The sequence below is a fragment of the Pseudomonas sp. KBS0707 genome, assembly GCF_005937945.2.
GTDB classification, from domain to species: Bacteria; Pseudomonadota; Gammaproteobacteria; order Pseudomonadales; family Pseudomonadaceae; genus Aquipseudomonas; species Aquipseudomonas amygdali.
Map to the genome: position 1 here is coordinate 3,388,945 of NZ_CP041754.1, position 26,255 is coordinate 3,415,199.

20 protein-coding genes, 4 pseudogenes and 1 riboswitch are annotated in these 26,255 nt (G+C 60.1%); of the genes and pseudogenes, 15 read left to right on the forward strand and 9 right to left on the reverse strand.

Annotated elements, in window-relative coordinates; translation table 11 throughout:
* Positions 1-390 precede the first annotated feature (390 nt).
* Together FFH21_RS31105 and FFH21_RS31110 are read left to right on the forward strand one after the other, a co-directional pair.
* Positions 391-1,260, forward strand: a pseudogene (locus FFH21_RS31105) (cache and HAMP domain-containing protein); the annotation flags it as partial.
* A gap of 339 nt (positions 1,261-1,599) precedes the next feature.
* Positions 1,600-2,121 (forward strand): annotated as a pseudogene (locus FFH21_RS31110) (methyl-accepting chemotaxis protein); the annotation flags it as partial.
* A 41-nt stretch (positions 2,122-2,162) separates the two neighbouring features.
* Here FFH21_RS31110 and FFH21_RS15895 read toward each other — a convergent pair.
* The 5 genes from FFH21_RS15895 to FFH21_RS15915 are packed head-to-tail and all read right to left on the reverse strand — an operon-like array spanning position 2,163 to position 8,706.
* Positions 2,163-3,005: an energy transducer TonB gene (locus FFH21_RS15895; protein WP_004667717.1), complete on the reverse strand. Its 843-nt coding sequence runs from the start codon at positions 3,003-3,005 to the stop codon at positions 2,163-2,165.
* Positions 3,002-3,448 carry a protein TolR gene (tolR, locus tag FFH21_RS15900; protein WP_004658022.1) on the reverse strand — a complete coding sequence of 149 codons (447 nt, stop codon included), beginning with the start codon at positions 3,446-3,448 and terminating at the stop codon, positions 3,002-3,004. The genes FFH21_RS15895 and tolR overlap by 4 nt, the downstream gene beginning before the upstream one ends.
* A 9-nt stretch (positions 3,449-3,457) precedes the next feature.
* Positions 3,458-4,168: a protein TolQ gene (gene tolQ / locus FFH21_RS15905; RefSeq protein WP_004658021.1), complete on the reverse strand. Its 711-nt coding sequence runs from the start codon at positions 4,166-4,168 to the stop codon at positions 3,458-3,460.
* Between the two features lie 55 nt (positions 4,169-4,223).
* Entirely contained in the window at positions 4,224-6,152 is a 1,929-nt protein-coding gene (locus FFH21_RS15910) for a phytase (RefSeq protein WP_004665618.1), read from the reverse strand.
* Between the two features lie 37 nt (positions 6,153-6,189).
* Positions 6,190-8,706 (reverse strand): TonB-dependent receptor, encoded by a 2,517-nt coding sequence (locus tag FFH21_RS15915; protein WP_011168907.1) that lies wholly within the window; start codon positions 8,704-8,706, stop codon positions 6,190-6,192.
* Positions 8,707-9,229: 523 nt separating this feature from the next.
* Here FFH21_RS15915 and FFH21_RS15920 point away from each other — a divergent pair.
* Positions 9,230-10,144, forward strand: coding sequence for a GGDEF domain-containing protein (locus FFH21_RS15920; RefSeq protein WP_004665620.1), 915 nt, complete (start codon positions 9,230-9,232; stop codon positions 10,142-10,144).
* 9 nt (positions 10,145-10,153) lie between these two features.
* Positions 10,154-11,191 (forward strand): AraC family transcriptional regulator, encoded by a 1,038-nt coding sequence (locus FFH21_RS15925; protein ID WP_011168908.1) that lies wholly within the window; start codon positions 10,154-10,156, stop codon positions 11,189-11,191.
* Between the two features lie 7 nt (positions 11,192-11,198).
* Here the strand turns inward: FFH21_RS15925 and FFH21_RS15930 are convergent, their stop codons facing one another.
* The 3 genes and pseudogenes from FFH21_RS15930 to FFH21_RS15940 all read right to left on the reverse strand — a co-directional run bounded on the left by FFH21_RS15930 (position 11,199) and on the right by FFH21_RS15940 (position 13,457).
* Positions 11,199-11,873 (reverse strand): response regulator transcription factor, encoded by a 675-nt coding sequence (locus FFH21_RS15930; RefSeq protein WP_004665622.1) that lies wholly within the window; start codon positions 11,871-11,873, stop codon positions 11,199-11,201.
* A gap of 20 nt (positions 11,874-11,893) precedes the next feature.
* Positions 11,894-12,762, reverse strand: a pseudogene (locus FFH21_RS15935) (phosphatase PAP2 family protein).
* Positions 12,762-13,457 (reverse strand): histidine phosphatase family protein, encoded by a 696-nt coding sequence (locus FFH21_RS15940; RefSeq protein ID WP_004665623.1) that lies wholly within the window; start codon positions 13,455-13,457, stop codon positions 12,762-12,764. Before FFH21_RS15940 ends, FFH21_RS15935 begins: the two are co-directional and overlap by 1 nt.
* Before the next feature lie 520 nt (positions 13,458-13,977).
* On the opposite strand from FFH21_RS15940, the gene FFH21_RS15945 reads away from it, so the two are divergent.
* The 7 genes and pseudogenes from FFH21_RS15945 to FFH21_RS15975 all read left to right on the forward strand — a co-directional run bounded on the left by FFH21_RS15945 (position 13,978) and on the right by FFH21_RS15975 (position 21,336).
* On the forward strand, positions 13,978-15,132 hold the full coding sequence (locus FFH21_RS15945; RefSeq protein WP_011168911.1) for a mandelate racemase family protein: 1,155 nt from the start codon (positions 13,978-13,980) through the stop codon (positions 15,130-15,132).
* Positions 15,133-15,218: 86 nt separating this feature from the next.
* On the forward strand, positions 15,219-16,841 hold the full coding sequence (locus tag FFH21_RS15950; protein WP_011168912.1) for an ABC transporter substrate-binding protein: 1,623 nt from the start codon (positions 15,219-15,221) through the stop codon (positions 16,839-16,841).
* Between the two features lie 40 nt (positions 16,842-16,881).
* Positions 16,882-17,919: an ABC transporter permease gene (locus FFH21_RS15955; RefSeq protein WP_004667719.1), complete on the forward strand. Its 1,038-nt coding sequence runs from the start codon at positions 16,882-16,884 to the stop codon at positions 17,917-17,919.
* On the forward strand, positions 17,919-18,824 hold the full coding sequence (locus FFH21_RS15960; protein ID WP_041924581.1) for an ABC transporter permease: 906 nt from the start codon (positions 17,919-17,921) through the stop codon (positions 18,822-18,824). Before FFH21_RS15955 ends, FFH21_RS15960 begins: the two co-directional genes overlap by 1 nt.
* A gap of 49 nt (positions 18,825-18,873) precedes the next feature.
* Positions 18,874-19,703: pseudogene (locus FFH21_RS15965) on the forward strand (ABC transporter ATP-binding protein).
* Positions 19,704-19,713: 10 nt separating this feature from the next.
* Positions 19,714-20,478: an ABC transporter ATP-binding protein gene (locus tag FFH21_RS15970; protein ID WP_004665627.1), complete on the forward strand. Its 765-nt coding sequence runs from the start codon at positions 19,714-19,716 to the stop codon at positions 20,476-20,478.
* Between the two features lie 135 nt (positions 20,479-20,613).
* On the forward strand, positions 20,614-21,336 hold the full coding sequence (locus FFH21_RS15975) for an oligogalacturonate-specific porin KdgM family protein (RefSeq protein ID WP_004658011.1): 723 nt from the start codon (positions 20,614-20,616) through the stop codon (positions 21,334-21,336).
* 104 nt (positions 21,337-21,440) lie between these two features.
* Here the strand turns inward: FFH21_RS15975 and FFH21_RS15980 are convergent, their stop codons facing one another.
* Positions 21,441-22,175 (reverse strand): FadR/GntR family transcriptional regulator, encoded by a 735-nt coding sequence (locus FFH21_RS15980; RefSeq protein ID WP_019741015.1) that lies wholly within the window; start codon positions 22,173-22,175, stop codon positions 21,441-21,443.
* 108 nt (positions 22,176-22,283) lie between these two features.
* Here FFH21_RS15980 and FFH21_RS15985 point away from each other — a divergent pair, with 108 nt between their 5' ends.
* The 4 genes from FFH21_RS15985 to FFH21_RS16000 all read left to right on the forward strand — a co-directional run bounded on the left by FFH21_RS15985 (position 22,284) and on the right by FFH21_RS16000 (position 26,169).
* Positions 22,284-23,000: a FadR/GntR family transcriptional regulator gene (locus FFH21_RS15985; RefSeq protein ID WP_041924582.1), complete on the forward strand. Its 717-nt coding sequence runs from the start codon at positions 22,284-22,286 to the stop codon at positions 22,998-23,000.
* A gap of 18 nt (positions 23,001-23,018) precedes the next feature.
* A riboswitch (cobalamin riboswitch) is annotated at positions 23,019-23,219 on the forward strand.
* A 129-nt stretch (positions 23,220-23,348) separates the two neighbouring features.
* Positions 23,349-24,362, forward strand: a complete 1,014-nt coding sequence (locus tag FFH21_RS15990; RefSeq protein ID WP_041924583.1) for an ABC transporter substrate-binding protein — start codon at positions 23,349-23,351, stop codon at positions 24,360-24,362.
* Complete coding sequence (locus FFH21_RS15995) at positions 24,359-25,381, forward strand: iron ABC transporter permease (protein ID WP_011168918.1); 1,023 nt, start codon at positions 24,359-24,361, stop codon at positions 25,379-25,381. The genes FFH21_RS15990 and FFH21_RS15995 overlap by 4 nt, the downstream gene beginning before the upstream one ends.
* Positions 25,378-26,169: an ABC transporter ATP-binding protein gene (locus tag FFH21_RS16000; protein ID WP_011168919.1), complete on the forward strand. Its 792-nt coding sequence runs from the start codon at positions 25,378-25,380 to the stop codon at positions 26,167-26,169. The genes FFH21_RS15995 and FFH21_RS16000 overlap by 4 nt, the downstream gene beginning before the upstream one ends.
* Positions 26,170-26,255 lie beyond the last annotated feature (86 nt).

Below are 26,255 nucleotides of genomic sequence, written 5' to 3' on the forward strand. Positions count from 1 at the left end.
CGGGCATCGCCCAGCCCATTTGAACGTACTGAAATTGGCGTTTATGTCACATCAAGAAACATCTGCATCAGCCGACACCTCGGTCAGGTAGTCCCTTTCCCACGGCTCAGGTATAACAAAAAAATGGCCTCGCTCAAGACAGTGCAAGCTCGCTACACCGCAACCTTCGTGGGGTTCATGGCCTTGGTCATCGTTCTGACGGTTTATGGAATCGGTCAGTTCGTCTCCCCCAGGCTCACCGCCAACGATGAAAACATGCTGACCGCCAAGGCAGCAGATATCAGTAACGAGATCAAGACCGAACTGGCCCGCGTACAGGCGCAGGCGCGGGTCATTACCGAACTGGTGCCGCAACTGTCCAGTGACGATATCGACCGCCTGCTGCCGTTCATGGTCAACCAGTACGGCGAAGCCAAGGTATTCGGCGGCGGGATCTGGCCTTTGCCGAACGTGCGCACGCCCGGTCGGGCCAAGCACAGCACCTTTTACCACCGCGATGCGTCGGGCAAGTTGATCGTCAACACCCATTGGAACTCGCCTGAGTCGCTCAACTATTTCGAACAGGGCTGGCACAAAGGCGGCTTGAACTCGCCTGCTGGCCAATGCGCCTGGGCGCCCGCCTATCAGGACGCCGCCAGCCCGGAACCGCGCACCAACTGCGCCATGGCCATCACCAAGGACGGCCAGCCGTGGGGCGTTTCGACCATCGACGTGACGCTGGGTTTCTTCAACAAGCTGGTTGAAGCCAAAGAGCAGGAAGTCCATGGCCGGATCATGATCATCGAGGCCGATGGCAAGATTCTGTCCAACGTGCCGGGCAGCAGCGACAAGATCGTGCTGCGCAATGTCTCCGAACTGGCGGCGCAATCGCCGTTCATCAATGGCGTCAAGTCGGCACTCGCCGTCAAAGGTACTGGCACCTCGCGTCTGACTTACCAGAACAGTGATGGCGAAGAATCAACGCTGTTTCTGATGCCGGTTGCGGGCACGCCATGGCTGTTGGCCGTTTCGCAAAACACCGACCTGCTGAAAAGCCAGAGCGAAGCCGTCCTCAAGACCCTGGCCTGGCTGCAGATCCCGATGGTTCTGGTGCTGTTGGTGCTGATGATTGTTGCGTTGCGCACGCTGATGAACCGTCTGGGCGTGCTCAAAACCAACATCGACACGCTGTCGGCCGGTGATGCCGATCTCACCCGGCGCATTGCCGTCAAAGGGCACGATGAAGTGAATCAAGTGGGGGAGTCGGTCAACAACTTTATTGCCTACCTGCAACGCATGATGCTCGACGTCAGCAGCTCCACTCGCGAAATCGCCAGCGGCATCGAACAACTGCGCAGTCAGGCGGGCGCTACCAATGCCATTCTGATCCGCCACGCCAACGAAACCGATCAGGCCGTTACCGCGATTACCGAGATGTCCTCCACCGCGGACGAAGTGGCCCGCAGCGCGGCGCAGACCGCAAGCTTCACGCAGTCGGCCAATGAGAACGCGCAGGTATCGAAAACCGTGGTTGCAGACGCTTCTGACAGCGTGAATGCACTGATCGGCGAGGTCGATTCGGCCACCAGCAAAGTGCAGTCGATGGAGCAGGACGCCAAGCGCATCAACGCGGTGCTGGCGGTGATTGGCGAAATCGCCGGGCAGACCAACCTGCTCGCGCTTAACGCCGCCATTGAAGCCGCGCGCGCCGGCGAACAGGGTCGTGGCTTTGCGGTCGTGGCCGATGAGGTGCGCGCCCTCGCCGCTCGCACCCAGGCTAGCACGTCGGAGATCAACGAAATGCTCGGCAGCCTGCAACAAGGCGTCAGCGCCGCAGTAGCCGCAATGGAAAAAACCCGCCAGAGCTGCCAGACCACGGCAGGCAAAACCACCGCAGTAACAAGCGGCCTGGACGACATGACTCGCTCGGTTCTGCAGATCAACGACCTGAGCACACAAATCGCCACAGCGGCCGAGGAGCAAAGCGCGGTGTCCGAGGAAATCAGCCGTAACATCATTGCCGTTCGGCACATCGTCGAAGAGCTGGTCGAAGGCGGCTCCAGTAACGAACGCAGCACCGTTGCCCTTTCCGAGTCCAACACTCGCCTGATTGCGCTGGTACGGCGCTTCAAGGTCAGTTAAAACCTGTGCGGGCCTGCCGCAGCTTGCGTCAGGCCCGCTGTCTATTTGATCCGGTAGTGGAAAGTATTCTTCACCCCGGACACGCTCACCGCCCTGCCCTCGACAACCCGTGGCTGATAACGAAAGGTTTGTGCTGCGGCCAGTGACGGACGGATGAACAATGGATGGCACGCACCCTGCACTTGCGGGTTGACCACCGTGCCTTGCGGCGATACGTCGTAGACCACCGTGCAATCACCCTCGATGCCTTTGTCCAGAGCCCGTTCGGGATAGTCCGGAGCCTCCTTGCTGAGTGGCTGATACTGGCTGCTGTCAGCGGCGGCCTGCTGTTGTGCTGATTGCTGCGCCTGGCGGGCGCGCTCGGCAGACTGACGCGCCTGTTCGGCCTGACGTTGTTGCTCAACCTGCTGACGTTGCTGCTCGGCCAGCCGCTGCTGTTCCTGGCGCTTTTGCTGCTCGGTTTCGTGCAGGCGCTGAACGCTCTGTTGCTGTTCGCGCTCGCGCTTTTGCTCGTCAACGCGCTTGCGTGCCAACGCCGCCTGTTCGACCTGGCGCTGCGGCTCTGCCTGCGGTTTTGCAGCTTCTACCGGCTGGGTGATCGGCAGCGAGGCCGGTGCAGGTGGCGGCAGCTGAACAGGCTCGACAACCGACGCAGCGGTGACTGGAACCGGCTCAGGCGCTGGCGGCAAAATCACTAATTGCGTGGTCAGGGTTCTGTTCTGTGCGGGCGGTGCTTCGTGTGGGCTCCAGCCGAACATAAGACCGCCCAGCAGCACGCCATGCAATGCCAGTGCGACGGCAACGGCCAGTCCATTGCTGCGCAGCCAGGGCCCATTTACCCATTCGCGGCGCGGCGGGTGGTAATCGAGGGCCAGGGTGTTCATTGCGGGGCCTCGGTCACCAAGCCCAATTGCGTTACGCCACTGCGTTGCAGCGCCGCCATGGCGGCGACTACCCGGCCATAATCAGCCTTGTCATCGGCGCGGATGAACACTTGCGTGTCCTTGCGCTCGGCAACCAGTCGGGCGATGCGCTCCTGCATGTCTTCAAGGCTCGCGGCCTGATTGGTCTGCGTTTGAGTATCGACCGTGTCGCCCAGGTTCCAGTAGTAGCCGCCCTGCGCCTTGACGGACAGGGTCACGATGCGCTGCCGGGTATCGGTGGCGAGTGCTTCGCTGGCGACTTTGGGTAACTCGATTTTCACGCCTTGGGTCAGCATCGGAGCCGTGACCATGAAAATCACCAGCAGCACCAGCATCACGTCGATATAGGGCACGACATTCATTTCGGCTTTCGGGCCATGTTTGCGTTGTGGTTTGACCAGCATGACAAGTCCTCAGGCCGCAGCGGCCATGTTGCGGGTCAGGCCTTGCAGGGTGCGGTTCAGGCGCACCTGCAGTTCATTGCCGAAGCTGTAGTAACGGGCCGTGAGCGTCTGGCCACGCGCGGCAAAACGGTTGTAGGCGATAACGGCAGGAATGGCGGCGAACAGGCCGATGGCCGTGGCAATCAAGGCTTCGGCAATACCCGGCGCGACCGTCGACAGTGTGGCCTGCTGCACTTGAGACAGGCCGATGAAGGAATTCATGATCCCCCAGACCGTGCCGAACAGGCCGATGTAGGGGCTGACCGAGCCGACCGTGGCGAGAAACTGCAGGCCTTTTTCCAGTTGCAGCTCCTGCTCGCTGATCGCGACTTGCAATGCGCGTTCGACGCCTGACAGCACTACGTCAGGCTCGATGCCGGGACGTGGCTTGAGTTGCACGTACTCGGCATAACCGGCGTTGAAGACGCGCTCGATACCGTCAGCGCCCTCCTGAGCCGAACGGCTTTCGGCGTACAGCGGTGCCAGCTCGGCTTCAGCGCGAAAGCGCTGCTGAAATGCATCCAGCGTCCGCTCGTAATGGCCCAGCGCAAGACTGCGCTGGATGATCAGGTACCAGCTGACCAGCGAAGCGAGTAACAGAATCAGCATCACGGCCTTGACCAGCAGGCTGGCATCGCTGATCAGGCCCCAGATAGTCATGTGTTCGAGGGTGGCGTGCATCGTGGTAGTCCTCTGTAATGGAACGAATGATTAGCACCGCTTGATGACAAACGACTTACGGCAGCTTCAAGGTTTTCATCACCTCGGCCCACGGCACGAACTTGAAGTTCTGCGCCTGCTCGGGCATGCGTTTGCGCCCGTCCTGCACCACCAGCATGCCTTTGCTCCAAGGGCCGCCGAGGTTCATGGAGGTCACTTCGATGCCGTCGGTTTCCGAGGTACCGTCAATCCCCGCGTTCGCGTTGAGACCGACCCGAAAAGCGCCGCGCAGTGCGTAAGGCGGCTCGGCATCGACCACCACGTAGCTGTCGTTGCCCTGACTGGAGATCACCAGATAGTCGTGCTTGTCACTCTGATACAGCGCCAGCCCCTCGACATCGGCATGCACCGCCTCGCCCACCTTGATCACACTGGAAAGCGTCGCAGGCTGATCCGCCCGCGCATCGACTTCCCAGACGCCAACGTCCTCTTCACCGAGAAACAGGCGTTGACGCTGGTCATCGGCCACGCAGCCTTCCGGCTGGGTGTCGACCTTGAAGCGGCGTACCAGCTCGCCTTTTGCCTTACCATCGGACGCGCTGAGCCGATACTGGAGAAAGCTGCCGTCTTTACCGTTGGCGAAGGCGTATAGCTCGCCACTGGCAGGTTTGAACAGGCAGACGCCATAGATTTCCGCCAATGGTGTGGGGATCTCTCCCGCTTCACGAATGACGCCGCTGACCCGGTCGATGCTGAACAGGCTCAGGCTGTTGTGATCCCGGTTACTGGCTACCGCCAGATCGACAGTCTTCTTGCCGAGCATGAAGCCTGGGCGTAGATCGACGTTGTTCAGGCGGCCTACCGGTAATTCCTGCAACTGCTTGCCAGTCAGGTCATAAGCCAGCAGGCCCTGCTTTTTGTTGGTGCCCAACACGCGACTGAGCGCCGGATTTTTCGGGTGGACCCAAATGGCCGGGTCGTCGGCGGCGTCACCCTGACGCCCGACCGGCTGGCTCTGACTCGCCGCCATGACAGTCGGCAACGGCTTGGCGTTATTCACCGGTTTGGGCGACCAACTCAGTTCCCCCTGATACAGGCGCTCGCCGTCATTGTCGTTAACCAACACCTGCAAGCTGTTCTTGCTCTCACGAACAGAAAGCCCTTCCGGCTTTTTCAGGCTCATCAGCGACAGATCGGCCACCGGCGTCCAGCTCTCCAGCGAATCCTGCTGCTGATAGAGATGCAACGCCTTGCCTTTCGGGTCCAGTGCCAGCAAACCGCCCGGAACAATGGCCATTGCCCCCGCCGCCTGTTTCAAATCGCCAAACGGTTCGCGCAGAGCCACAGGCTGACGCGCGACCTCAGCCTCGGGGTGCGCCGAATAAGCCCACCAACCGATGTTTTGTTCATTGACGAACAACCTGTGCGCAGCGTCATCGACCTGACAAAACTCGGCTTTGGGTGGTAGCGGCAGGTTGCGCACCAGGCGTGGCGCGTCGTTCAGTCGATTATCTGCGCCAATCAGCCATTGTTCGCCCTTGCCCTCCTCGCCCACCAGAAACACAAACAGGTTGCTGGCGTCATCGCGGTACAGGCACAGACCGGCCACTGAATAATCGCGTGCGGGCAGATAAACCGGCTTTGACCAGTGTGCTCCGGTCGGATCGAGCTGGGTCAGCATGGCCTGCTGGCGGGCATTATCCAGCGTTGCAATGAGCACACTTGAGCCTGTAGTACGGCTGTCGAGCCCTTGGAACGACCCCGGCATTTTCGCCAGCTCGCGGCCCTGCTCATCCAGCAGCAACAGACCGGCCTTGACGCTCGCGGCCAGGCGGCGGGTGCCGTCACTGCCCGGCAGAAAGCTCGCCGATTGAGCCTTGAACGAAGCATTTTCAGCCCAGCGTGTCAGGTTCAGGTCCATCGGCGGCGAAGCGTGCGCAGCCCCGGCCGCAAGACAAAGCAGTAGCGCCAGGCACGCTGGCTTGGGTGATAACGAAATGATCATGAACGGTTGAATCCTTTGAATGAGCGCGTCAGGTCGATCAGAAGTGAGTGAAGGTCAGGCCGACTTTGTAGGTCGGGCCGTATTCTTCGTACTGGCCGTTGTAGGCGCGATGACCGCTGTAGACGAAATACGGCTGATCGGTGAGGTTCTGCGCCTCGAAGCTGACCTTGAGGTTCTTGGTCAGTGAATAGCGGGCGCTGAAATCGACGAAAGTCTGCGCATTCACGTACTGGTCGTGGTCCTTGTCGCCGATCGACGCCAACTCGTAGAGATAGGCCGATTTGTAGTTGGCGGACAGACGCAGACTCAGCTTGTCGTTCTCCCAGCCGAGCATGACGTTACCGACGGTTTTCGACTGGCTGGGCAGGTCGATGTCGCGCTTGCGGTTGGTGCCGGTGCTCTGGTCGAAACCGTTGATGCTCGCGTCGGAACGGCTCAACGTGGCGTTGGCGCCCAGCAGCAGACCGTTCCATGGCGATGGCAGCCAGTCGAGCTTTTGCGAATAGGCCAGTTCCAGGCCATAGAGCTTGGCCTTGTCGCCGTTGGCGTAGGTGTTGGCTTCGGAGAAGTTCGCCCACTGCCCGGTGCCCGCCAGGTCGGTGTTGTAGACGAAATTCTGGATGTCCTTGTAGAACACGAACGCCGACACCGTCCCCGCCCGGCCCATGAAGTGTTCGATGCCCAGGTCAAGGTTGCTCGACTCCAGCGGCTTCAGATTCGGGTTACCGAAAGAGGCTTCGTCATCGTCGATCACAAAGCCCGGCGCCAGTTGCCCGAACGTCGGGCGCACCACGGTTTTGGTCCAGGCGGCACGCAACTGGGTGCTCTTGTCGATCTGATAACGGGCATGCAGACCTGGTAACCAGTGGTGATAGCGGCGGTTGGTGGTACTGGACTCGAATGCCCCATCGCGCACGCCAGTTCCTTTGGCGTTCATCTCCGTGCCCTCGTAACGCAAACCGGCGATGAAGCGCCATTTATCGACATCCAGCGTATTCATGAAGTAACCGGCATTGATGTCTTCGTTGATCTTGAAGTCATTGGCCCGGCTTTCCGACGCGTCGTAGGCGTCGGCGGCGTTCAGGCCGCCGATCAGGCCCTTGACCGCAGTGGGACTGATACCGCTGCCGAAATTGCCCAGTCGATAGTCGATGGTGCCTTTCTGGAACTGTGTCAGGTTGAGTTGCTGATCGCTGAAACCCTGGTCATCGAAATCGTCGTATTTCCAGACTTCCAGATCGTTGCTTTTGTCGCGTCGGCTGACCTTGCCGCCAAACTTGAACTGCGAGGCATAGCCCTTGAAGTCGTAATCGCGGGCCAGGTCGAGGCGCACGTTCTTCTCGGTGTCTTTGGTGTACTGCTTTTCCCGGTCGACCTTGTCCAGAGTAAAGTTCGAATTGTCGTAGAACGAGGGATCGACGATGGGCCTTGGCTTGTCGCGGTCGTAGAAACCGGTGTCGGCAAAATCATCGTTACCCACGAATGTGGCTCCGGCAATATGGCTAGGGCTGTCTTCACTGGACTCGCTGTAACCGGCCTGGCCGCTGAGCGTCCACAGGCCGACCATACGTTCGCCACCGAACACGTAGGACTGGATTTCCTGAGTTTCGGTGCGCGCCTTGAGCTTGCGCGTGCCCTCGGCATCGCCGGTCTGCCCTGCGCTCTGGGCATTGGCAAATTCGAAACCGTTGGTGGTGCGCACCTCATCATCCTTGAAACGGCTGTACAGGGTGCGCAGGTAGTATTTGCTGAGGTCATCGGGTTTGTAATCGAAGTTAAGACCACCCCCGGTGCGCTCGCGGCTGATGTCGTAGTCGCGTTGTTCAAACGATTGCAGTCGCGAGCCGTCCCAGTCTCCGCCGGTCTCGACGTTGTCGGAGCCGAAATCACGCTTCTGCCAGCTCAGTGCTGCCGCCACACCGAAGTTGTCGATGCCGTCGCCAAGGCTGAAACGATTGCTCGCCGCGCCGGAAAACTTGGGGCTGGTCTGATGGGTGTTCTTGTCGTAGCTGGCTTCGCTGCTGCCGGTATAGAACAGCCCTTTGTGGTCGAAGGCAGAGAGGCTTTCGACATCGACTGTACCGCCCAGCGAGTTGGCGTCCATGTCCGGGGTCAGGGTTTTGATCACTGACAGTGACTGCACCAGTTCGGCAGGCAGCACATCCAGCGCCACGGCGCGTCGGCCACTTTCCGGGGCAGGCACCAGCGTGCCGTTGATGGTCACGCTGTTGAGGTCAGGCGCCAGTCCCCTGACGGTGACAAAGCGCCCCTCGCCCTGATCGCGCTCGACGCTGACGCCCGGCATGCGTTGCACTGCTTCGGCGACGTTCTGGTCCGGTAGCTGCGCAACACCGTCGGCATGCACGACGCTCTTGATGCTGTCGGAGCTGCGTTGCTCCTTGAGCGCGTTGTCGATACTCGCCGCCTGCCCGACCACTTGCACGTGCTCGGTGGTATCGGCTTCGGCCGCCTGTAAGCGTTCGCTGGCAATGGCAAATGCCAGCGCGCTGAGTGTGAAGCCGACCAGTTGAGCCCTGCTGCGACGCCTGTGCATGTTAAGTCCTCCCCCATAATCCCGACAGGCCAGGCAAATGACCCGGCAACTGGAGGCGCAAGCTAGAGTCGTGCAGTGACGGTTCTGTGACAGGTAACGGGCGCAGGGGCTGGAAACAGCGGGTTTGAGGGTGATTTGGCAGGCAAATGAGCTGATTTGACTTTCAGGCGGGGCTGGCCGGAATCAAAAGCCGATGTGCGTATGACTCTCTTTCCAACGCTCTGCGTTGGAATGCAGTTCGTGACGCTCCGCGTCGCCAGTGCCGCCGTGATCGAGAAGCACGTATGGCGACCTCCTGCAGACGCATCATGACATTGTGCTGCTCCAGAGACTTGTGACGCAAAGCGTCACGAACCGCATGCGTTTGGCAGGCGAACCAGCCGGGTGGCGGTCAGGCGCGTAGAAAAAACCTGCAACACACGTGAGCTGATTCGACCTTTCGCGGTCCGCGTTACCCGTCACCGAAGTGTCATGTACATCTGTTCTGCTGGCCGATAACCAGCAGCTCGGGAGCCGTCTTTTCATGTTCAGGATCATCCAACCCCATCACTGGAAACTCGCTGCGCTGATGGTCGCTTCCAACCTGGGCCTGCTGGCCTTTCTGGCATTTGGCAACGTCAAACAGGTCAGCGAATGGCAATGGCTGGACATCGTCGGCGAAGGCGGCTCCGCGCTGCTGTCGCTGGTCTGGCTGTTTCTGGTGTTCAAGAGCCGACCAGCCGGTCGAGTCACCAATTACCTGTCGACAGGCCTCAGCTGTGTGTTCTTTTCCTGGTGGATCGACGCGCTGGACGAGTTCATTCGCCTGCCCAGCCACATCCAGTGGGGTCACTGGCTGGAATCCGGACCTATGCCAATCGGCCTTATCCTGCTGACCCTCGGTATCTATCACTGGCATCGCGAGCAACTGGCGATCAGCGCGCAGATGGAAAAGCGCGAGCGTGGCTTTCGTGAGCATCGGCTTTACGACAAGCTCACACCGCTGGGCAGCGCCGACTATCTGAAACGCCAACTGGTCGTCAGCCTTGAAGAAAGCCTCTGCCAGCAGCAACCGTTGTCGCTGCTGGTACTGGATGTGGATGACTTCAGCGCGATCAATAACGCATTCGGTCATGCCGAGGGCGATGAGGTTCTATCGGCGCTCAGCCATCTGCTGGTACTCAATTTGCGCCGCCAGGACCTGCTCTGCCGTCTGGCGGGCGACCGGTTTGTGGTGTTGTTGCCCAATACCGGAGAGAGTCAGGCGAAACTGCTGGCGCTGGAGCTGCAACAGGCGGTTGCCAGCCTGGCGCACAAGACTCGGCAACAAGGTGAACGCATTCAACTGTCGGCCAGCGTGGCGGTGGTCATGGCCCTCAATGAAACGCCGGACAACCTGCTGCGTCGCCTCAACCTGTCGCTGGCCCGCGCCCGACGTCCCCTGACCCGTACTGCCTGAGCGACTGCCGTGACTCTCAAAAGTGACTGGTACGAAGCCGACAGCCGCTTCATCCCCGGCCATTACCAGCCGGCTACGCTGATTGATCTGGCCTTGTCGCGCGGGATCGACAGCCATCGCCTGCTCAAAGGCACAGGCCTGTTCTACGAAGACATCGTTGCGGGCAAGACGCGGCTCAGTGCGCAGCAATTCTTCGTTCTGATCGGTAACGCGCAACGCCAGATGGAAGCCGACGACACCAGTTTCCTGTTCGGCCAGCGACTGTTTCCCGGCCATTACGGCGCCGCAAGCCATGCGCTGCGTCATGCGCAAAACCTGCATCAGGCGCTGGAAATCCTGATCCACCAGCATGCGCTGCTCAGCCCGCTGCTGACGCCGCGTCTGGAGCTGGATGAGCATTTTGCCTACCTTTACTGGCTGGACAGTTGCGGCGCTGGCGAACAGCAACGCTTCCTGCTGGAGGCCGGTATGACTGCACTGGTCGCGATGAGTCAGTTGCTCAGCGGGGAACGGCTGCCGTGGGAATGCAGTTTCTGTCACGAGGAACCGCGCTACATCGAACAATACTGGGTGCATCTGGGCGAGAACACGGCATTTGGCCGCCCGCTGGACATGATGCGCCTGCCCCGGAATTACCTCACCCGCGCGTGGCCAGGCGCATCACCCATCGCAGTGCAGGTCGCACAACAGGAAGCCGCCGGGCAACTCGCTGCGCTGGGTATGCCATTCAGCCTGCTGGACCGGTTGCACCAGCACCTGCGTGATAACGTGCGCCAGGCTACCAGCCTGGAACAGGTTGCAAATGCCTTCGCCATGAGCCCGGCTACGCTGAAACGCAAGTTACACAAACACGGCACCAGCTTTCAGGCCCAGCACGACCTGGCGCGCAAGCATATCGCGCTGTACCTGTATCAAATCAAGGGGCTGAGCAACGAGGCTGTGGCGGACTACCTGAACTTCAACGATCCGGCCAACTTCCGCCGCTCGTTCAAACGCTGGACCGGCAGTACACCGACCTTGATCCAGCGCCTGTTCAATTTCGACTGAGCAGGCTTCAGCGCTGGACACACAACTTGTAACCCAGGCCATGAGCGGTATGCAGCAACGGCGTCTCGTGGTCGCCGTCCAGCACCCGCCTAAGGATATGAATGTTGCTGCGCAGGCTACTGCTGTTCGGGGCATCACGCCCCCAAAGCACTTCTTCCAGCTCGGATCGCTTCACGATATGGGGACTTTTGCGCATCAACAATTCCAACAGCTTCATGTTAGTCGGGTTGAGCTTCAAAGGCACACCGTTGCGGGTTATCTCAAGGGTATCCAGATCGAAGTGCAGGTCAGCGACCACCATCACCCGGTTATCCTTGCGCTGGCGTCGGCCCACCACCGCTTCGACCCGGGCGAGCACCTCGGACATTGCAAACGGCTTGGTGATGTAATCATCGGCACCCACCTTGAAGCCGGTGAGACGGTCATCCAGCTCATCCCGCGCACTGAGCATCACAATGGCGACTTCCGACTTCGAATACTGGCGCAGACTGCGGCAGATCTGGTTGCCGTCGATGCCCGGCAGCATGATGTCAAGGATGATTGCATCGAAGCGCTTCGAGGCGGCCAGGTGCAGCCCGCTCAGGCCGTCCAGCGCACCTTCGACCGCGTGCCCCCTGAGTTCGAAGAATTCCAGCAGGTTATCGTGAATGTCACGGTGATCTTCAATAACCAGAATGTTCATTGCAGCGCCTTCTTGTTTTTCTACCCGGCCGAGCGGGACCCTGTTGCCATTGAATCGGCAGGTTGAGTAAAAAATTCATCACGCCGACCGGAAACCGCTGCGTTACGAATTGGCTGTTGCAACCTGGATCGTCCATAGAAGCACAGTGCGACCAGCAGCGTGCTCAGCCACACCACGATACCCGCCCAGAACGTGTGCGACATAAAGTGCCAGCCTTGCAGCACCCGCGTAGTGCCGTAGATCATGCCGAGCACAAGAATGCCCGCCAGCAGGGCGTTGGAATGTTTCCAGCAGTAGCGCCGAGCCACGAAGTACAAGGCCAGCAGACTGAATGCGCTTGACGCATGACCACCCGGCCAGCAACGCCCGGCACCGGCCTCATGCAGAAAATTGAAGTTTCGGAACCACTCGATGTGCGCCTCGCTGCCACCATACAAGGTGGTTTCAACGGGGCAGTACACACTGGTGTGGCTTTTCAGGTAATGGATCATGCCGGTGCTTAACGCAAAGGCAACGATCACGAAAAAGAAGTCCAGCCGATGCCTGCGCGTAAAGCGCAGAAGCGCCTCTGTCCAGGACCCCGACAGGAGCCTCACGAAGCGCGAACCGGCCTTTTTTTCCAGTAAAGGCCAGACAAACGACAGCATTGCACCAATGATCGCCAACTCGCCGGTCAAGTCCGGGATGATTCGCGCCCACTTGTGCGTGATGGTCTCGAACAGATGCATCTGCCCGATGGGAAATACACCGGCTGCCGAATCAAAAAACAGGTTACTCAACTGTAGGTCAATACTGGTCAGGTCGAATGTCACGAAGACCAGTAGAGCGAAAAAACGGGTACACCCAGATTGACGGCGTAAAACCGCAGCCTGGGGCTGGAGGATGTCATCAATTGAATTGCTCGCTGCTGAGGTTGGCCCATTGCCCGGAGGTCAGGGAGCCGAGAATTTTAGGCCGGTGGGTACCATCCATCTGCACGAAAAATGCCTGAGCGTATTCACTTGAACGCTCGCCGCCGATCACGCCGACCTTGCGTTCAAACTGGTCGATACAGCCACTGTGCGTTACCAGCACCAGGTTCTCGCCACTGACCTTGTGGTCTTCCACGACCTTCATGAAACCGCCGTCGCAGTCGTTGATCCAGTCCTGAGCGGCCACGGAATGGCCTGCCAGAAGTTGTGCAGTCTGTTGAGTACGGGTCTTGGTGCTGGCGATCATGCGCACATGGTCCATGCCCATTTTTTGCAAACCGGCGCCCACTGCCAGCGCCGCATCCCGCCCGTTGGAAGTAATGCCGTCAGCATCACCCATGCAAGGGTTGGTCGAGCGGTCGCAGCGTTCGGCGTGCCGAACCATCACCACCACATCACCTTGCCGCCAATGCTCGCGAAGACCGGAAACCTTCAGGTTGCTGCCAACGCCCAGATCCACTACATGCACGCTTGAGAACGCCGTATAAAACCAGGCGCAGATCGCCAGTAATACGACAGTCACCGTTATCGAGACGATGTGCTGATGCACTTTGTGGCGCTGCTGAATGCCCGAATCGGCAAGCACATTCTTGTTTATTGTCGTGTCAGCCAAGTGACCACTCCTGCCATGAACCTATGTGTGGTGTTGACTCGGGAGGTGCCCGATGTCTTCACCGCTCCCGTGCAGGCAAGATAGGTTCAGCATCGTGCTGACGCAGTGAAGAAGATGTGAAAAACGTGTTGTGGCCCAGCGCCATGTTTTTCTGCAAGTGCCCTGAAAACGGGTGTTTGCAGCTTTTCTGATTTGAACATGAAGATAATTTAAGCGTTTTGCGAAAAATTCAGCGCGTCGCCCTGCCCTGCACGCGGCATTCCTGGCGCGACGACAGGTTCCGTGCAGGCCTCAATGCTATTAAGGGGCTAAAGGTATAACGACTTAAGCGCGGTCATGCCGCTCAAACATCCCACAGCAGCCACCGCTACTCGCTCATACCTGCCTATAACGCCCGTCAATACAGGAAATAGTCGTCATACGACTATTGACATCGTCCTACAAGGCTGCAAATAATCACCCCAACGTTGTATGACGACATACTAATAACCTGATAACAACAATATCCATGAAGGCCCTCATGAAAATCACTTCGGTCAGTGTCGACGTTTTTTCCTTCCCTTCACGCCGCGCTGTGGACAGCGCAGGTCATGCCCATCCAGGCGAAGAAAAACCGGTCAAAATGGCCATGCTGCGTATCGCCTGTGACGAGGGCAGCGAAGGATTTTCCTTTGGCTCGCCCGAACTGATCCGCCCGCACATCATCGAGTCGTTCGTGAAAAAGGTGCTTATCGGCCAGAACCCGATGAATCGTGAAAAAATCTGGCAGGAACTGGCCCACTGGCAACGCGGCAGCGCCAGCCAGTTCACCGACCGTGCGCTGGCACTGGTAGAGCAGGCGCTGTGGGACCTTGCCGGACGCGCCTTGAAACTGCCCGTGCACAAACTGTTGGGCGGCTATCGCGACAAGGTACTGGCCTACGGCTCGACCATGTGCGGTGACGACTTGCCCGGCGGCCTGTCCACTCCGGACGAATACGGCCAGTTTGCCGAAAAGCTGGTAAAGCGCGGTTACAAAGGCATCAAACTGCACACCTGGATGCCGCCGATCTCGTTCGCGCCTGACCCGCGTATGGATGTACAAGCCTGCGCTGCGGTTCGTGAAGCGGTCGGCCCGGACGTTGCCCTGATGCTCGACGGGTATCACTGGTATAGCCGCACCGACGCGCTATACATCGGGCATGAACTGCAAAAGCTCGACTTTGCCTGGTTCGAAGAGCCGATGATGGAAGACTCTGCCGAATCCTACGCCTGGCTGGCGGCCAACCTGGACATTCCGGTGCTTGGCCCGGAAAGCATTGCCGGCAAGTACCACAGCCGCGCCAGCTGGGTGGCCAACAAGGCCTGCGACATCCTCCGTGCTGGCGTGGCTGGCGTCGGCGGCATCGGGCCGTGCCTGAAAGTCGCGCATCTGGCCGAGTCGTTCGGCATGGACTGCGAAGTGCATGGCAACGGCGCTGCCAACCTCGCCGTGGTCGGCGCTATCAGCAACTGCCGCTGGTACGAACGCGGCCTGCTGCACCCGTTTCTTGAATACGACGATGTACCGGCCTACCTCAATACGCTGGTCGACCCAATGGACAGCGACGGTTTCGTGCACCTTTCCGGGCAACCGGGACTGGGCGAAGACATCAACTTCAGCTATATCGAGACACACACCGAACAGCGTTACTGACTGGCAGCATCGCGAAGGGCACGCCGAGCGCCCTTCGCTCGACATCCCGACACAGCGTCTTATAAATATAAAAAAGGACTGCCCCCATGAAGCTCTGGCTCAAGCGCCTGCCCTGGCTGCTATGCCTCGCCCTGACGGCGACACTCGTGCACACCCCGCCCGCTCTGGCGCGCGGTGAAACACCGGTCGATCAACTTGTGGTCGGCATGAGCATGATCAACCTGCTGTCCCTGGACCCGGCAGGTGCCACCGGCCTTGAGGTGTCCGAGGTCAACGCCAATGTCTATGACATGCTGCTGGAACAGGACGCTGCCCGCCCCGACCAGCTGATTCCGGCACTGGCCGAGCGCTGGGAAATCAGCCCCGACCGCATGCGCCTTACATTCCACCTACGCCCGGGCGTGACATTTCACTCCGGCAACCCGCTTACTGCCCAGGACGTTGCCTGGTCGCTGCAACGTGTGGTCACACTCAACAAGGCCCTGGCTTCCACCTGGAAAGCCTACGGTTACACCGCTGACAACGTCAGCAAACTGATGCGCGCCGAAGGACCATCGACCTTCGTGCTTGACCTGCCCAAAGCCACCGACCCCATGCTGGTGCTCAACACGCTGGCAACCTCGCCCAGCGCCTTCGTCATTGATCGGCTGACCGCGTTGCAACATGCCAAGGGTGATGATCTAGGCGCCGCCTGGCTGACCACCAACACAGCGGGCTCCGGCGCATTCAAGCTGGACATCTGGCGTGCCAACGACGTGATTCTGATGAGCCGCTTCGAGCAATACTGGCGCGGCCCGGCCAGACTGCGCCGGGTGATCATGCGCAACATGACCGAATCCCAGGCGCTGCGCCTGATGGTGGAGCGCGGAGACCTGGACGTGGCGCGCGGTATGGCGGCCACAGATATAAAGGCACTGACCCGCTCGAAAGACGTCAATGTGCAGACCATCCCGCGCGGCACTCTGTACTACATCGCACAGAGCATGGAGCAGCCACTGTTTCAGGATATCCGGGTGCGCAAGGCGATTCGTGCGCTGATCGACTATCAAGGCATCAACTCCGTGGTTATGCCGCATTACGGGCTGATCAACCAGCGCCCGCTGCAACTGGGGCTGGCGGCCAGACTGGATGATCCGGGCTATGCACTCAACGTCGCCGAGGCCAAGCGCCTGCTCGCCGAAGCCGGGCACCCGAATGGCTTCAAGATCACCATTCGTTCGCTGACCGATTCGCCCTTCATCAACATCGCCACCAGCCTGCAATCGACCCTCGCCCAGGCAGGTATTCAGGCGTCGATCATTACCGGCACCGGCAATCAGATCTACGGCGCAATGCGCGACCGGCGCTTCGACATTCTGGTCGGGCGTGGCGGTGGCGGTGCCGAGCGCCATCCGCACTCCAGCCTGCGAGCGCTCATTTACAACTCGGACAACCGCGAAGAAGCCAGGTTGAGCAACTTTCAGGGCTGGCGTACCTCGTTCTACAACGCCGAGATCAACCAGCTGATCGAGCAGGCTGAACGCGAGCGTGACGCCAGTAAGCAACTGGCCGATTACCAACGCATCCAGACCCTGTATGACCAGAAAGCCGGGCCGATCATGCCGATTTCGCAGATGACCGATGAAGTGGTCATTCACGCCGATGTCCGGAATTACCTGGGTCACAGCGCTGCGACCACGCGCCTGCGTGACGTCTACAAGCAACGCTGAACCCACGCGTTCAATCGCTCAAGCCAAGGCAGGAATAACCATGTCGAGTGCATCAATTTCAATTTGGAGCAGTCGGGTTGCCCACGGTACCCGTCGCAGCGGATCAGTGGCGGCGACCCTGTTCGGCCTGCTGTTGCTCACTTTCTTCATTGGCCGGGTCATGCCGCTGGACCCGGTACTGGCCATCGTCGGCCCTGACGCAGATGCGGCCGCCTACGCTCAGGCGTATCAGGAACTGGGCCTGGACAAGCCGCTGACCACCCAGTTCGTCATGTACCTCAGTGACCTGCTGCACGGTGATCTGGGCAAAGCCCTGCTGACCGGCCACCCGGTGATAGACGACATCGCGCGGGTCTTCCCGGCCACGCTGGAGCTGGCCACCCTGGCAATCCTGTTCGGCGTATTGCTAGGCTTGCCATTGGGGGTATATGCCGCCACCCATCAGGGCCGCAGCGGCGACCATATTGCCCGGGTCATTACCCTGTTTGGCTATTCCACACCGATCTTCTGGCTGGGCATGATGGCTTTTCTGGTGTTCTACGCCTGGCTGGGCTGGGCCGGAGGGGTTGGACGCATCGGTCTGGCTTATGACGGCCTGATCGAAACCCGCACCGGCCTGTTGCTGATCGATACCGCGCTGTCCGGCGACTGGGAGGCCTTTCGCAGCGCACTGCGCCACATCCTCCTGCCTGCGGTAATCCTCAGTTTCAATTCGGTGGCGTATATCAGCCGCATGACCCGCAGCTTCATGCTCGAACAGCTCTCGCAGGAATACATCATCACCGCCCGGGTCAAGGGCCTGTCGCAGCGACGCATCGTCTGGGGCCACGCGTTCCGCAACATTCGCGTGCAACTGCTGACCATCGTCGCCCTTGCCTACGGCGGCCTGCTGGAGGGCGCGGTGCTCATAGAAACCGTGTTCGCCTGGCCCGGTTTTGGCCAGTACCTGACCAGCAGCCTGCTGCTGGGCGACATGAATGCCGTAATGGCCTGCGTCCTGCTGATCGGGTTGATCTTCGTGATCCTCAACCAGATCAGTGACACCCTTTATAAAGTCTTCGACCCGAGAACCCGCTGATGACGACTTCCATTGCAAGCAGCGCCAAGCCCATGGTTCAGGCGCCAACCTCCAGCCTCGCAGCATTGGCCGCCAGCAGTGCGCGCCTGATGCGTTTTCTGTTGCGCAACCCGATGACGCTGGCGGGGCTGATCGTCATCGGCACGCTGATGATCGTCGCGCTGTTCGCGCCATGGATCGCAACTCATGACCCGCTGGCTCAGGACCTGTCGGCCGCGCTGCGCATGCCCGGTGCACAGAACTGGTTCGGCACCGATGAATACGGCCGCGACGTGTTCAGCCGATTGGTCTACGGCTCGCGCATCACGCTGTACATCGTGATGCTGGTGACGGTGATCGTCGGCCCGATCGGCCTGCTGATCGGCACTGTGTCCGGTTATTTCGGCGGCTGGGTCGACAGCCTGTTCATGCGCATCACCGACATCTTCATCTCGTTTCCCAGCCTGGTGCTGGCACTGGCCTTCATCGCCGCCCTGGGCCCTGGCCTGGAACACGCAGTCATCGCCATCGCCCTGACGGCCTGGCCACCGATCGCCCGCCTGGCGCGGGCCGAAACCCTGTCGCTGCGCAACGCCGACTTCGTTGTCGCGGTGAAGCTGCAAGGTGCCTCGGCAGTGCGCGTGATCGGCCGTCACATCATTCCGATGTGCCTGTCTTCGGTGATCATTCGCCTGACCATGAACATGGCCAGCATCATTCTCACCGCTGCTGCACTGGGCTTTCTCGGCCTCGGCGCACAGGCGCCGTTGCCGGAATGGGGTGCGATGATCTCCAGCGGCCGTCGTTACATGCTGGAAAGCTGGTGGCTGGTGGCGGCACCCGGCGCCACCATCATGCTGGTCAGTCTGGCGTTCAACCTGTTGGGCGATGGATTACGCGATGTACTTGACCCACGCAGCGAATGACACGCATCGAACAATAATAAAAGGGGCTAACACCATGTCACACACAGCCATGCCACAGATAAAGCTTGCAGTAGAAGATTTACGCGTCGAGTTCAGTCATGCGGGCAAGGTCACGGCAGCCGTTCGCGACGTGTCATTCAGCCTTGGCCGGGAAAAGCTGGCGATTGTTGGCGAATCGGGATCGGGCAAGTCCACGGTCGGTCGCAGCCTGCTGCGCCTGCATCCGGCAACGGCCAGGGTCACGGCGAAAACCCTGCGTTTCGGCGATATCGACTTGCTTGAATGCAACGAAAAACAGATGCAGAGCATTCGCGGGCGGCGCATGTCGATGATCATGCAGGACCCGAAATACTCGCTGAACCCGGTGATCAAGGTAGGCGAACAGATCGCCGAGGCCTATCTGGCGCATCACAGGGTTTCGAAAAAGGAAGCCCGCGAACGCACGCTGGACATGCTCGCCAAGGTGCACATCCGCGAACCGGCGCGGGTCTACGAACTGTATCCCCATGAAGTTTCGGGCGGTATGGGCCAGCGGATCATGATCGCGATGATGGTGATCACCGACCCGCAGGTGATCATTGCCGACGAGCCGACTTCCGCACTGGATGTATCAGTGCGTCGTCAGGTGCTCAATGTGCTGGAAGAGCTGGTCAGCGAGCGCGATCTGGGCCTGATCTTCATCAGCCACGACCTGAATATGGTCCGTCACTTCTGCGACCGGGTGCTGGTGATGTACGCCGGACGGGTCGTGGAGTCGCTGAACGCCAGCGAGCTGGATCAGGCGCGTCATCCCTACACTAAGCCGCCCTGCCCAGCCTGGACCACCCGCGTGCCAGCCTGCCGGTTCTGCAACGCGATCCCCTTTGGCTCACTCACTGAGAATGCTCCCATGGCAATGATCACAGTCGATTCACTGAACCTGAGCTTCGGCACTGGCCCAGCGCTGAATCAGGTGCTGCGTGACGTCAACCTGCAGGTCGAGCAAGGCCAGTCGTTCGGCCTGGTCGGCGAATCCGGCTCGGGCAAGACCACCGTGCTGCGCTGCCTGGCAGGACAATATCATCACTGGAGCGGCGCACTGAGCGTGGCCAGCCAGACCGTGCAGCGCAAGCTCGATGCCAGTCACTACCGCACCGTGCAGATGGTCTTTCAGGACCCCTATGCCTCGCTGCATCCGCGCCATACCATCGACGCAGCGCTCAAGGAGCCCTTGAGCATCCACCGGATCGGTGACCGTGACCGTCGCGTCTGTGAAGTGCTGAACAAGGTCGGTCTCAACGAGAGCTTTCGCTTCCGTTACCCGCATCAGCTGTCCGGCGGCCAGCGCCAGCGCGTCGCTATTGCAAGGGCGCTGATCCTCGAACCGCGCGTACTACTGCTCGACGAACCCACCTCGGCACTGGACGTTTCGGTGCAGGCCGAAATTCTCAACCTGCTGGCCGACTTGCGTCGTCAGCAAGGCCTGACCTACCTCATGGTGACCCACGATCTCGGCGTAGTGGCGCACTTGTGTGACCGGGTTGCGGTCATGCAGCAAGGCCAGGTGGTGGAAACCCTCGATAGCAGCCAGTTGATCAACAACCAGGCTCGGCACGAGTATTCGCGACTGCTGATTCAGGCCAGCCGCGACATGGACCTGCGCCCGACGGGATGACCCGCCGCCGGGCTCACGAGCGCTGAACCCGTAACCCTGCCGACACTGTGATCCCCGGCCCTCTCGGCCAAGGGATCCGGCTGCCTGCGATTTACCTGAACACACCCAAAACAGCCATCAAACAAGAATAAAAAAATGAAAAAACCACTCGCACTGATCTCTCTGACTGCTCTGTTCCCCGGCGCCTGGGCGCATGCCGATAGCGCGTACATCAACTACCGTCACCAATATGCAGAAAGCACCCGTATGCATGCCGACCGGGTCAAATTCGGCAGCCGGCTGTACAGCGGCTGGGGCTTCGAAGGTGAACTCAAATACAAGACCGCAGGCGACCGCCAGGACGTAGCGTTCGACAACACCGTCGGCAACGGCCACGAATTGACGGTCAGCTATCAATACCGGCTTGACGAAAAATGGCTGCTGACGCCTTCGTTTGCACTGGAAAGCATCGAGAAATCGACGGCCTATAAAATGGGCCTCAAGCTGGGCTACAAAGTAAACGATCAGTTGAGCGTGTCAGGCCGCTATCGCTACGACTCGATCAAGCTGGACAGGGACAAGGTCAACCACGAAATGCCTGACAACCAGATGGACGATCAGTCGATCAATCGTTACGACGTCTGGGTCAACTACGCCAGCAAAGGCCCCTGGGCGTACGAGTATCAGTTCACCTACTTCGACGCCGACTACATTCGCTATGACAACGGCAAGACCGACTACGAACAGAATGCGGCCTTCAAATACAAATGGGACAAGCACTGGGTGCCATTCTTTGAAGTCGGCGACATCAAGGTCGATTCCGAAGATGACAAACGCCAGCTGAGATTGCGCGTAGGCGTGCAGTACAACTTCCTGTAGCGCGCGATAATCTCACCATCGTGCGACGCTCCGCGTCGCATGCAGTTCTGGACGCTCTGCGTCCTCTTTGTCTGGCAGAAACTCCGCGTCCGGCCCTGAATCGCTCAGTCGCTGTACAGCGCCTGAGTGCGACGCAGGCGCATGCGGCTGCCGTTGAGGTGCAGGTACATCGCCGAGCGCGCTGCGTCGACGTTGCCTTCGGCGATGGCGTTGTAGATTTGCCGGTGTTCGGTGTTGATTCCGGCCAGATAGGCGTTGCGATCGCTCTGCCCTGTATAGGCCGAGTTCATCCGCGTGCGGGGAATCAGCTTGGTGCCCAGATGTTTCATGATATCGATCAGGTACGCATTACCTGACGCCTTGGCGATCTTGAGGTGAAATTGAAAATCGGCATTGATGGTGGTTCCGGATTTCTGCGGGCCTTCGAGCAGCGCATCGAACGCCCGCTTGAGCTCAAGCAAAGCTTCAGGGCTGCGTCGCTGCGCAGCCATCCCTGCTGCCTCGACTTCCAGGCTCAAGCGAAACTCCAGCAGGTTCAGCACATCGGACAAGGTGGCGATGGTCGCAGGCCCCACCGAAAAACCTTCAGGCGGTGGCATGTCTAGAACAAAGGTGCCGACACCATGCCGGGTTTCCACCAGCCCGGCGGCCTGCATCCGCGACAGCGCATCGCGCACCACCGTGCGGCTGACACCCTCGGCTTCCATGATGTGGATCTCGGAAGGCAGTTTCTCGCCGCGCACCAGCACACCGTCACGCATGCGCTGGGCGAAGCGGTCGACCAGGGTTTCTGCCAGGCGTCGATGGTTCTTTTGCGAGGAAAGCGCGTTGTCCGACATTGCAGCCTCAGTTCTGTCCGATACGCGAGTATAGGCTGCGATCCCCACACAAAACACGCCTTGAGTACGGTTATACTCAGCCACCCGACACGGACCCGGTCACCCGCCATGGAACAACCTTCCACATCAAAAGGCCGTCGCTCCAGCCTGACTCAGCAACTGGTCGCCGAGTTTTCGCGCAGAATTCGCGAAGGCGAGATCCAGAGCGGTGAAAAGCTTCCTACCGAACAGGTGATCATCCGTGAAACCGGGGTCAGCCGCACCGTGGTTCGTGAAGCGATGTCGCGCCTGCAAGCCGAAGGTCTGGTCGAAACCCGGCATGGCATCGGCACCTTCGTGGTCGATGCCGCGCAGCCAGGGCATTTCCAGCAGATTGAATCGCCAATCGGTACACCCGGCGACGCGGCATCCATCATCGAAATGCGCCTGAGCATCGAGCCGGAATCCGCCGCGCTCGCGGCTCAACGCCGCACGCCCGAACAACTGGATGCCATCCGTCAGGCACTCGATGAGCTGCATCGCTGTGCGCGCCTGGGACACGACACCATGAAGGCCGATTTCGAGTTTCACCGGCAGATATCACTGTGCACAGCCAATAGCTTCTTTACCGACGTGATGAGCCAGCTCGGCAGCAGCATCCTGCCCCGCATCCGCAGCGGCTTCGGCAATATCACGTCGTTGCACGCAGAGGACGACCCAGGCATCCAGCAACGCGAACAGGAGACCATCTTCGACGCCATCGGCCATCAGGATCGGGATGCCGCCCGAGCCGCGATGCGTCTGCATCTGATCAACAGTCTGCTGCGCCTGCGCGCAAAGGATTAGCCACTAAAACGCTTATCGTTTACCATGCCGCCCGTCGGTTTCCGAGAGGAACTAACAGGGAATTCGCACGCTTTGTCTGCACAAGGCCAAAACGAAACTGCCCCCGCAACTGTAGGCATCGAGCCTGCTCCATGACTGCCACTGGATTAAGCTCCGGGAAGGCCGGAGCCTGGCGATGACATGCCAGTCAGGAGACCTGCCGACCTGCTTCAACCCACTAACCGGCGGGGTGTCCGGGAAGGACATCCGCACGCGGCGGCATTTCCCGTCGTGCCCGGTCATTTGCCGGGGATGTGTTTCCTGGTGTGCATTGCGCCTTGGCACCTGCTCCAACGGAGACCGCATTTCATGTCGCTGCCCCGCCTTGCCGTACTTGCCGCCAGCCTGACGCTGTCCACCCTGACCCTCGCCGCGCCTACTCAGTATCCGCTGACCCTCGAAAACTGTGGTTCGACCCTGACGTTCGCACATGCGCCGACCAAGGCAGTGACCATTGGCCAGGCCGGTACTGAAATGCTCTACGAACTGGGCTTGGGCGACCGGCTGGTGGGCACTTCGCTGTGGTTCAACAACGTTTTGCCACGCTTCAAGGCGCAGAACGACAAGGTAGAACGTCTGGCCGACAACGACCCAAGCTTTGAGGCGGTGATTGGCAAACGTCCGGAACTGGTGGCGGTGCAGCTGGAGTGGATGGTCGGCAAACAGGGCGTGGTCGGCACACGCGAGCAGTTCCATGACCTGAAAATACCCACTTACATTCTGCCGTCCGATTGCGAAGGCAAAGACAATCTGGTCGGTGCCGACGGCACACGCCTGGAGCCATTCCGCATCGAGACCATCTACAAGAGCATCGAGCAACTGGCGCAGATTTTCGATGTACAGGACCGCGGTGACACGCTGGTCGCCGACCTCAAGGCCCGCCTGAGCGCCGCGATTGCCAACGTCAAACAGAACAAGGCGAACGACGTCTCGGCGCTGTTCTGGTTTTCCAGTTCCGACCTCGCCAGCGACCCGTTCGTGGCAGGCCGCAAAGGCATCCCGGACTTCATGCTCAACAGCCTGTGCATGCGTAATATCGTCAAGTCCGACGAAGAATGGCCGACAGTGGGCTGGGAAACCATTGCCAAGGCCAATCCAAGCATTCTAGTGATTGCGCGCATGGATCGCCGGCGCTTCCCGGCCGACGACTACCTGAAGAAGATCGAATTCCTCAAGAACGACCCGGTGACGCGCAACATGGACGCAGTCAAGCATGACCGGATCGTGATCATCGACGCCGAAGGCATGCAGGCTGGCCTGCGCCTGTTTACCGGGTTCGAGGAACTGGCTGACGCCGCCAACCGTTTCAACGCTGCACAATGAGATTACAGGTAGCGCTGGGCCATGTGCTCTGGGTCTCGGCAGTGCTGGTGCTGGCGATCATGGTCGGTGCGGCGATTGGCGAAACCTCGATCAGCCTGAAGGTGGTTTTTCAGGTGCTGGCCAACAAACTCTGGGCTGCCGGCTATGTGCTCGACCCTATCGACGAAGGCATCGTCTGGAACTACCGGCTGACCCGCGCGATTGTCGCGGCAGCCTGCGGGGCCGGGCTGTCGATCTGTGGCGTGGTGTTGCAATCCTTGTTGCGCAACCCGCTGGCAGACCCATATCTGCTGGGAATTTCCGCCGGGGCCTCGACCGGCGCGGTGCTGGTCGCCATTATGGGCTTCGGCGCGGGGGCTATTTCGATGTCGGCAGGCGCTTTTGCCGGGGCCGTGGCGGCGTTTTCGCTGGTCGCCCTGCTGGCGCACTCGTCGCGAGGCACCACAGCAGCCGGGCAGATCATTCTGGCCGGAGTCGCCGGTTCACAGCTGTTCAATGCCCTGACGTCGTTTCTGATCACCAAATCCGCCAGCTCCGAACAGGCACGCGGCATCATGTTCTGGCTGCTGGGCAACCTCAGCGGCGTACGCTGGCACTCGGTCTGGCTGGCAGTGCCGACGGTGCTGGTCGGTCTGCTGGTGTGCCTCTGGCACCGGCGAGCGCTGGACGCGTTCACCTTCGGCAGCGACTCGGCGGCGTCACTGGGGATTGCCGTGCGGCGCGTGCAGATCATCCTGATCGCGACCGCAGCCCTGGTCACCGCAGTGATGGTGTCGATCGTCGGCTCCATCGGTTTTGTCGGGCTGGTTATCCCGCACGCGGTGCGTATGCTGGTCGGTGTGCGCCACGCACGGCTGGTGCCGTTGAGTGCATTGAGCGGCGCGCTGTTTCTGATCGCTGCCGACATCCTCTCGCGCACGCTGATCAAGGGCCAGGCGCTGCCGATTGGCGTCATTACCGCACTGATCGGCGCACCGGTCTTCGCTTTGATTCTTATCCGGGGAAATAGCACGCGATGAACGCCTTTCCTCATCTGGTCAACGCACCGGTGCTGGGCTGCTCCGGGCTGGGTTATTCGGTGCGTGGCACTGCGTTGCTGCGCGACGTCGACTTGAGCATCGCAGCCGGCGAGACACTGGCCGTGGTCGGCCCTAACGGTTCGGGAAAATCCACCCTGCTGAAACTATTGGCCGGTATTCAGAAACCGGTCTGCGGCACGGTCAGACTGGGCGGGCAACCACTTGAGGCAATGAGCCGCAGAGACGTGGCGCGCTTGCTGGCGGTGGTCGAACAACAAGCGGAAACCAGCGATGCCGTGACGGTTCTGGATGCCGTCGAGCTGGGCCGCACGCCGTGGCTGTCGGCACTCGAGCCGTGGAGTGCGAACGATGACGCAATCGTTCGCCAGGCGTTGCAGGATGTGGACATGCTGCACATGCAGAAACGTGCCTGGCACACCTTGTCCGGTGGCGAGCGGCAGCGCGTGCACATCGCCAGGGCGCTGGCGCAACGACCCAGGATCCTTCTGCTGGACGAACCGACCAATCACCTGGATATCCAGCACCAACTGACCATCCTCGGTCTGGTCAGGGCTTTGCCGGTAACCACTGTGATAGCCCTGCACGATCTGAATCAGGCGCTGGATTGCGACCGCGTGGCGGTCATGGAGAAAGGCCGGCTGGTCGCACTGGGTGCGCCGGTCGAGGTGCTGCCCCCGGAACGCCTGCTGAGCACCTTCGGCGTCGTGGCGCACTGGCTGACCGACCCTTTCGACGGCGCGAAAATCCTGCGTTTGCGCTCACACTGAAGACTCGCCGATGGTCAGCCGGTCGCCTGACGCACGCTTCAACAGGTGCGCCGCGCGGCCTGTAGCACTACAATGCGCGCTTTGCC

Bases quoted from the DNA above. Each gene is read 5' to 3' on its own strand.
- FFH21_RS15895 (WP_004667717.1), bottom strand. From the start codon at position 3,005: ATGAACACCCTGGCCCTCGATTACCACCCGCCGCGCCGCGAATGGGTA.
- tolR (WP_004658022.1), bottom strand. From the start codon at position 3,448: ATGCTGGTCAAACCACAACGCAAACATGGCCCGAAAGCCGAAATGAAT.
- tolQ (WP_004658021.1), bottom strand. From the start codon at position 4,168: ATGCACGCCACCCTCGAACACATGACTATCTGGGGCCTGATCAGCGAT.
- FFH21_RS15910 (WP_004665618.1), bottom strand. From the start codon at position 6,152: ATGATCATTTCGTTATCACCCAAGCCAGCGTGCCTGGCGCTACTGCTT.
- FFH21_RS15915 (WP_011168907.1), bottom strand. From the start codon at position 8,706: ATGCACAGGCGTCGCAGCAGGGCTCAACTGGTCGGCTTCACACTCAGC.
- FFH21_RS15920 (WP_004665620.1), top strand. From the start codon at position 9,230: ATGTTCAGGATCATCCAACCCCATCACTGGAAACTCGCTGCGCTGATG.
- FFH21_RS15930 (WP_004665622.1), bottom strand. From the start codon at position 11,873: ATGAACATTCTGGTTATTGAAGATCACCGTGACATTCACGATAACCTG.
- FFH21_RS15945 (WP_011168911.1), top strand. From the start codon at position 13,978: ATGAAAATCACTTCGGTCAGTGTCGACGTTTTTTCCTTCCCTTCACGC.
- FFH21_RS15950 (WP_011168912.1), top strand. From the start codon at position 15,219: ATGAAGCTCTGGCTCAAGCGCCTGCCCTGGCTGCTATGCCTCGCCCTG.
- FFH21_RS15955 (WP_004667719.1), top strand. From the start codon at position 16,882: ATGTCGAGTGCATCAATTTCAATTTGGAGCAGTCGGGTTGCCCACGGT.
- FFH21_RS15960 (WP_041924581.1), top strand. From the start codon at position 17,919: ATGACGACTTCCATTGCAAGCAGCGCCAAGCCCATGGTTCAGGCGCCA.
- FFH21_RS15970 (WP_004665627.1), top strand. From the start codon at position 19,714: ATGGCAATGATCACAGTCGATTCACTGAACCTGAGCTTCGGCACTGGC.
- FFH21_RS15975 (WP_004658011.1), top strand. From the start codon at position 20,614: ATGAAAAAACCACTCGCACTGATCTCTCTGACTGCTCTGTTCCCCGGC.
- FFH21_RS15980 (WP_019741015.1), bottom strand. From the start codon at position 22,175: ATGTCGGACAACGCGCTTTCCTCGCAAAAGAACCATCGACGCCTGGCA.
- FFH21_RS15985 (WP_041924582.1), top strand. From the start codon at position 22,284: ATGGAACAACCTTCCACATCAAAAGGCCGTCGCTCCAGCCTGACTCAG.
- FFH21_RS15990 (WP_041924583.1), top strand. From the start codon at position 23,349: ATGTCGCTGCCCCGCCTTGCCGTACTTGCCGCCAGCCTGACGCTGTCC.
- FFH21_RS15995 (WP_011168918.1), top strand. From the start codon at position 24,359: ATGAGATTACAGGTAGCGCTGGGCCATGTGCTCTGGGTCTCGGCAGTG.
- FFH21_RS16000 (WP_011168919.1), top strand. From the start codon at position 25,378: ATGAACGCCTTTCCTCATCTGGTCAACGCACCGGTGCTGGGCTGCTCC.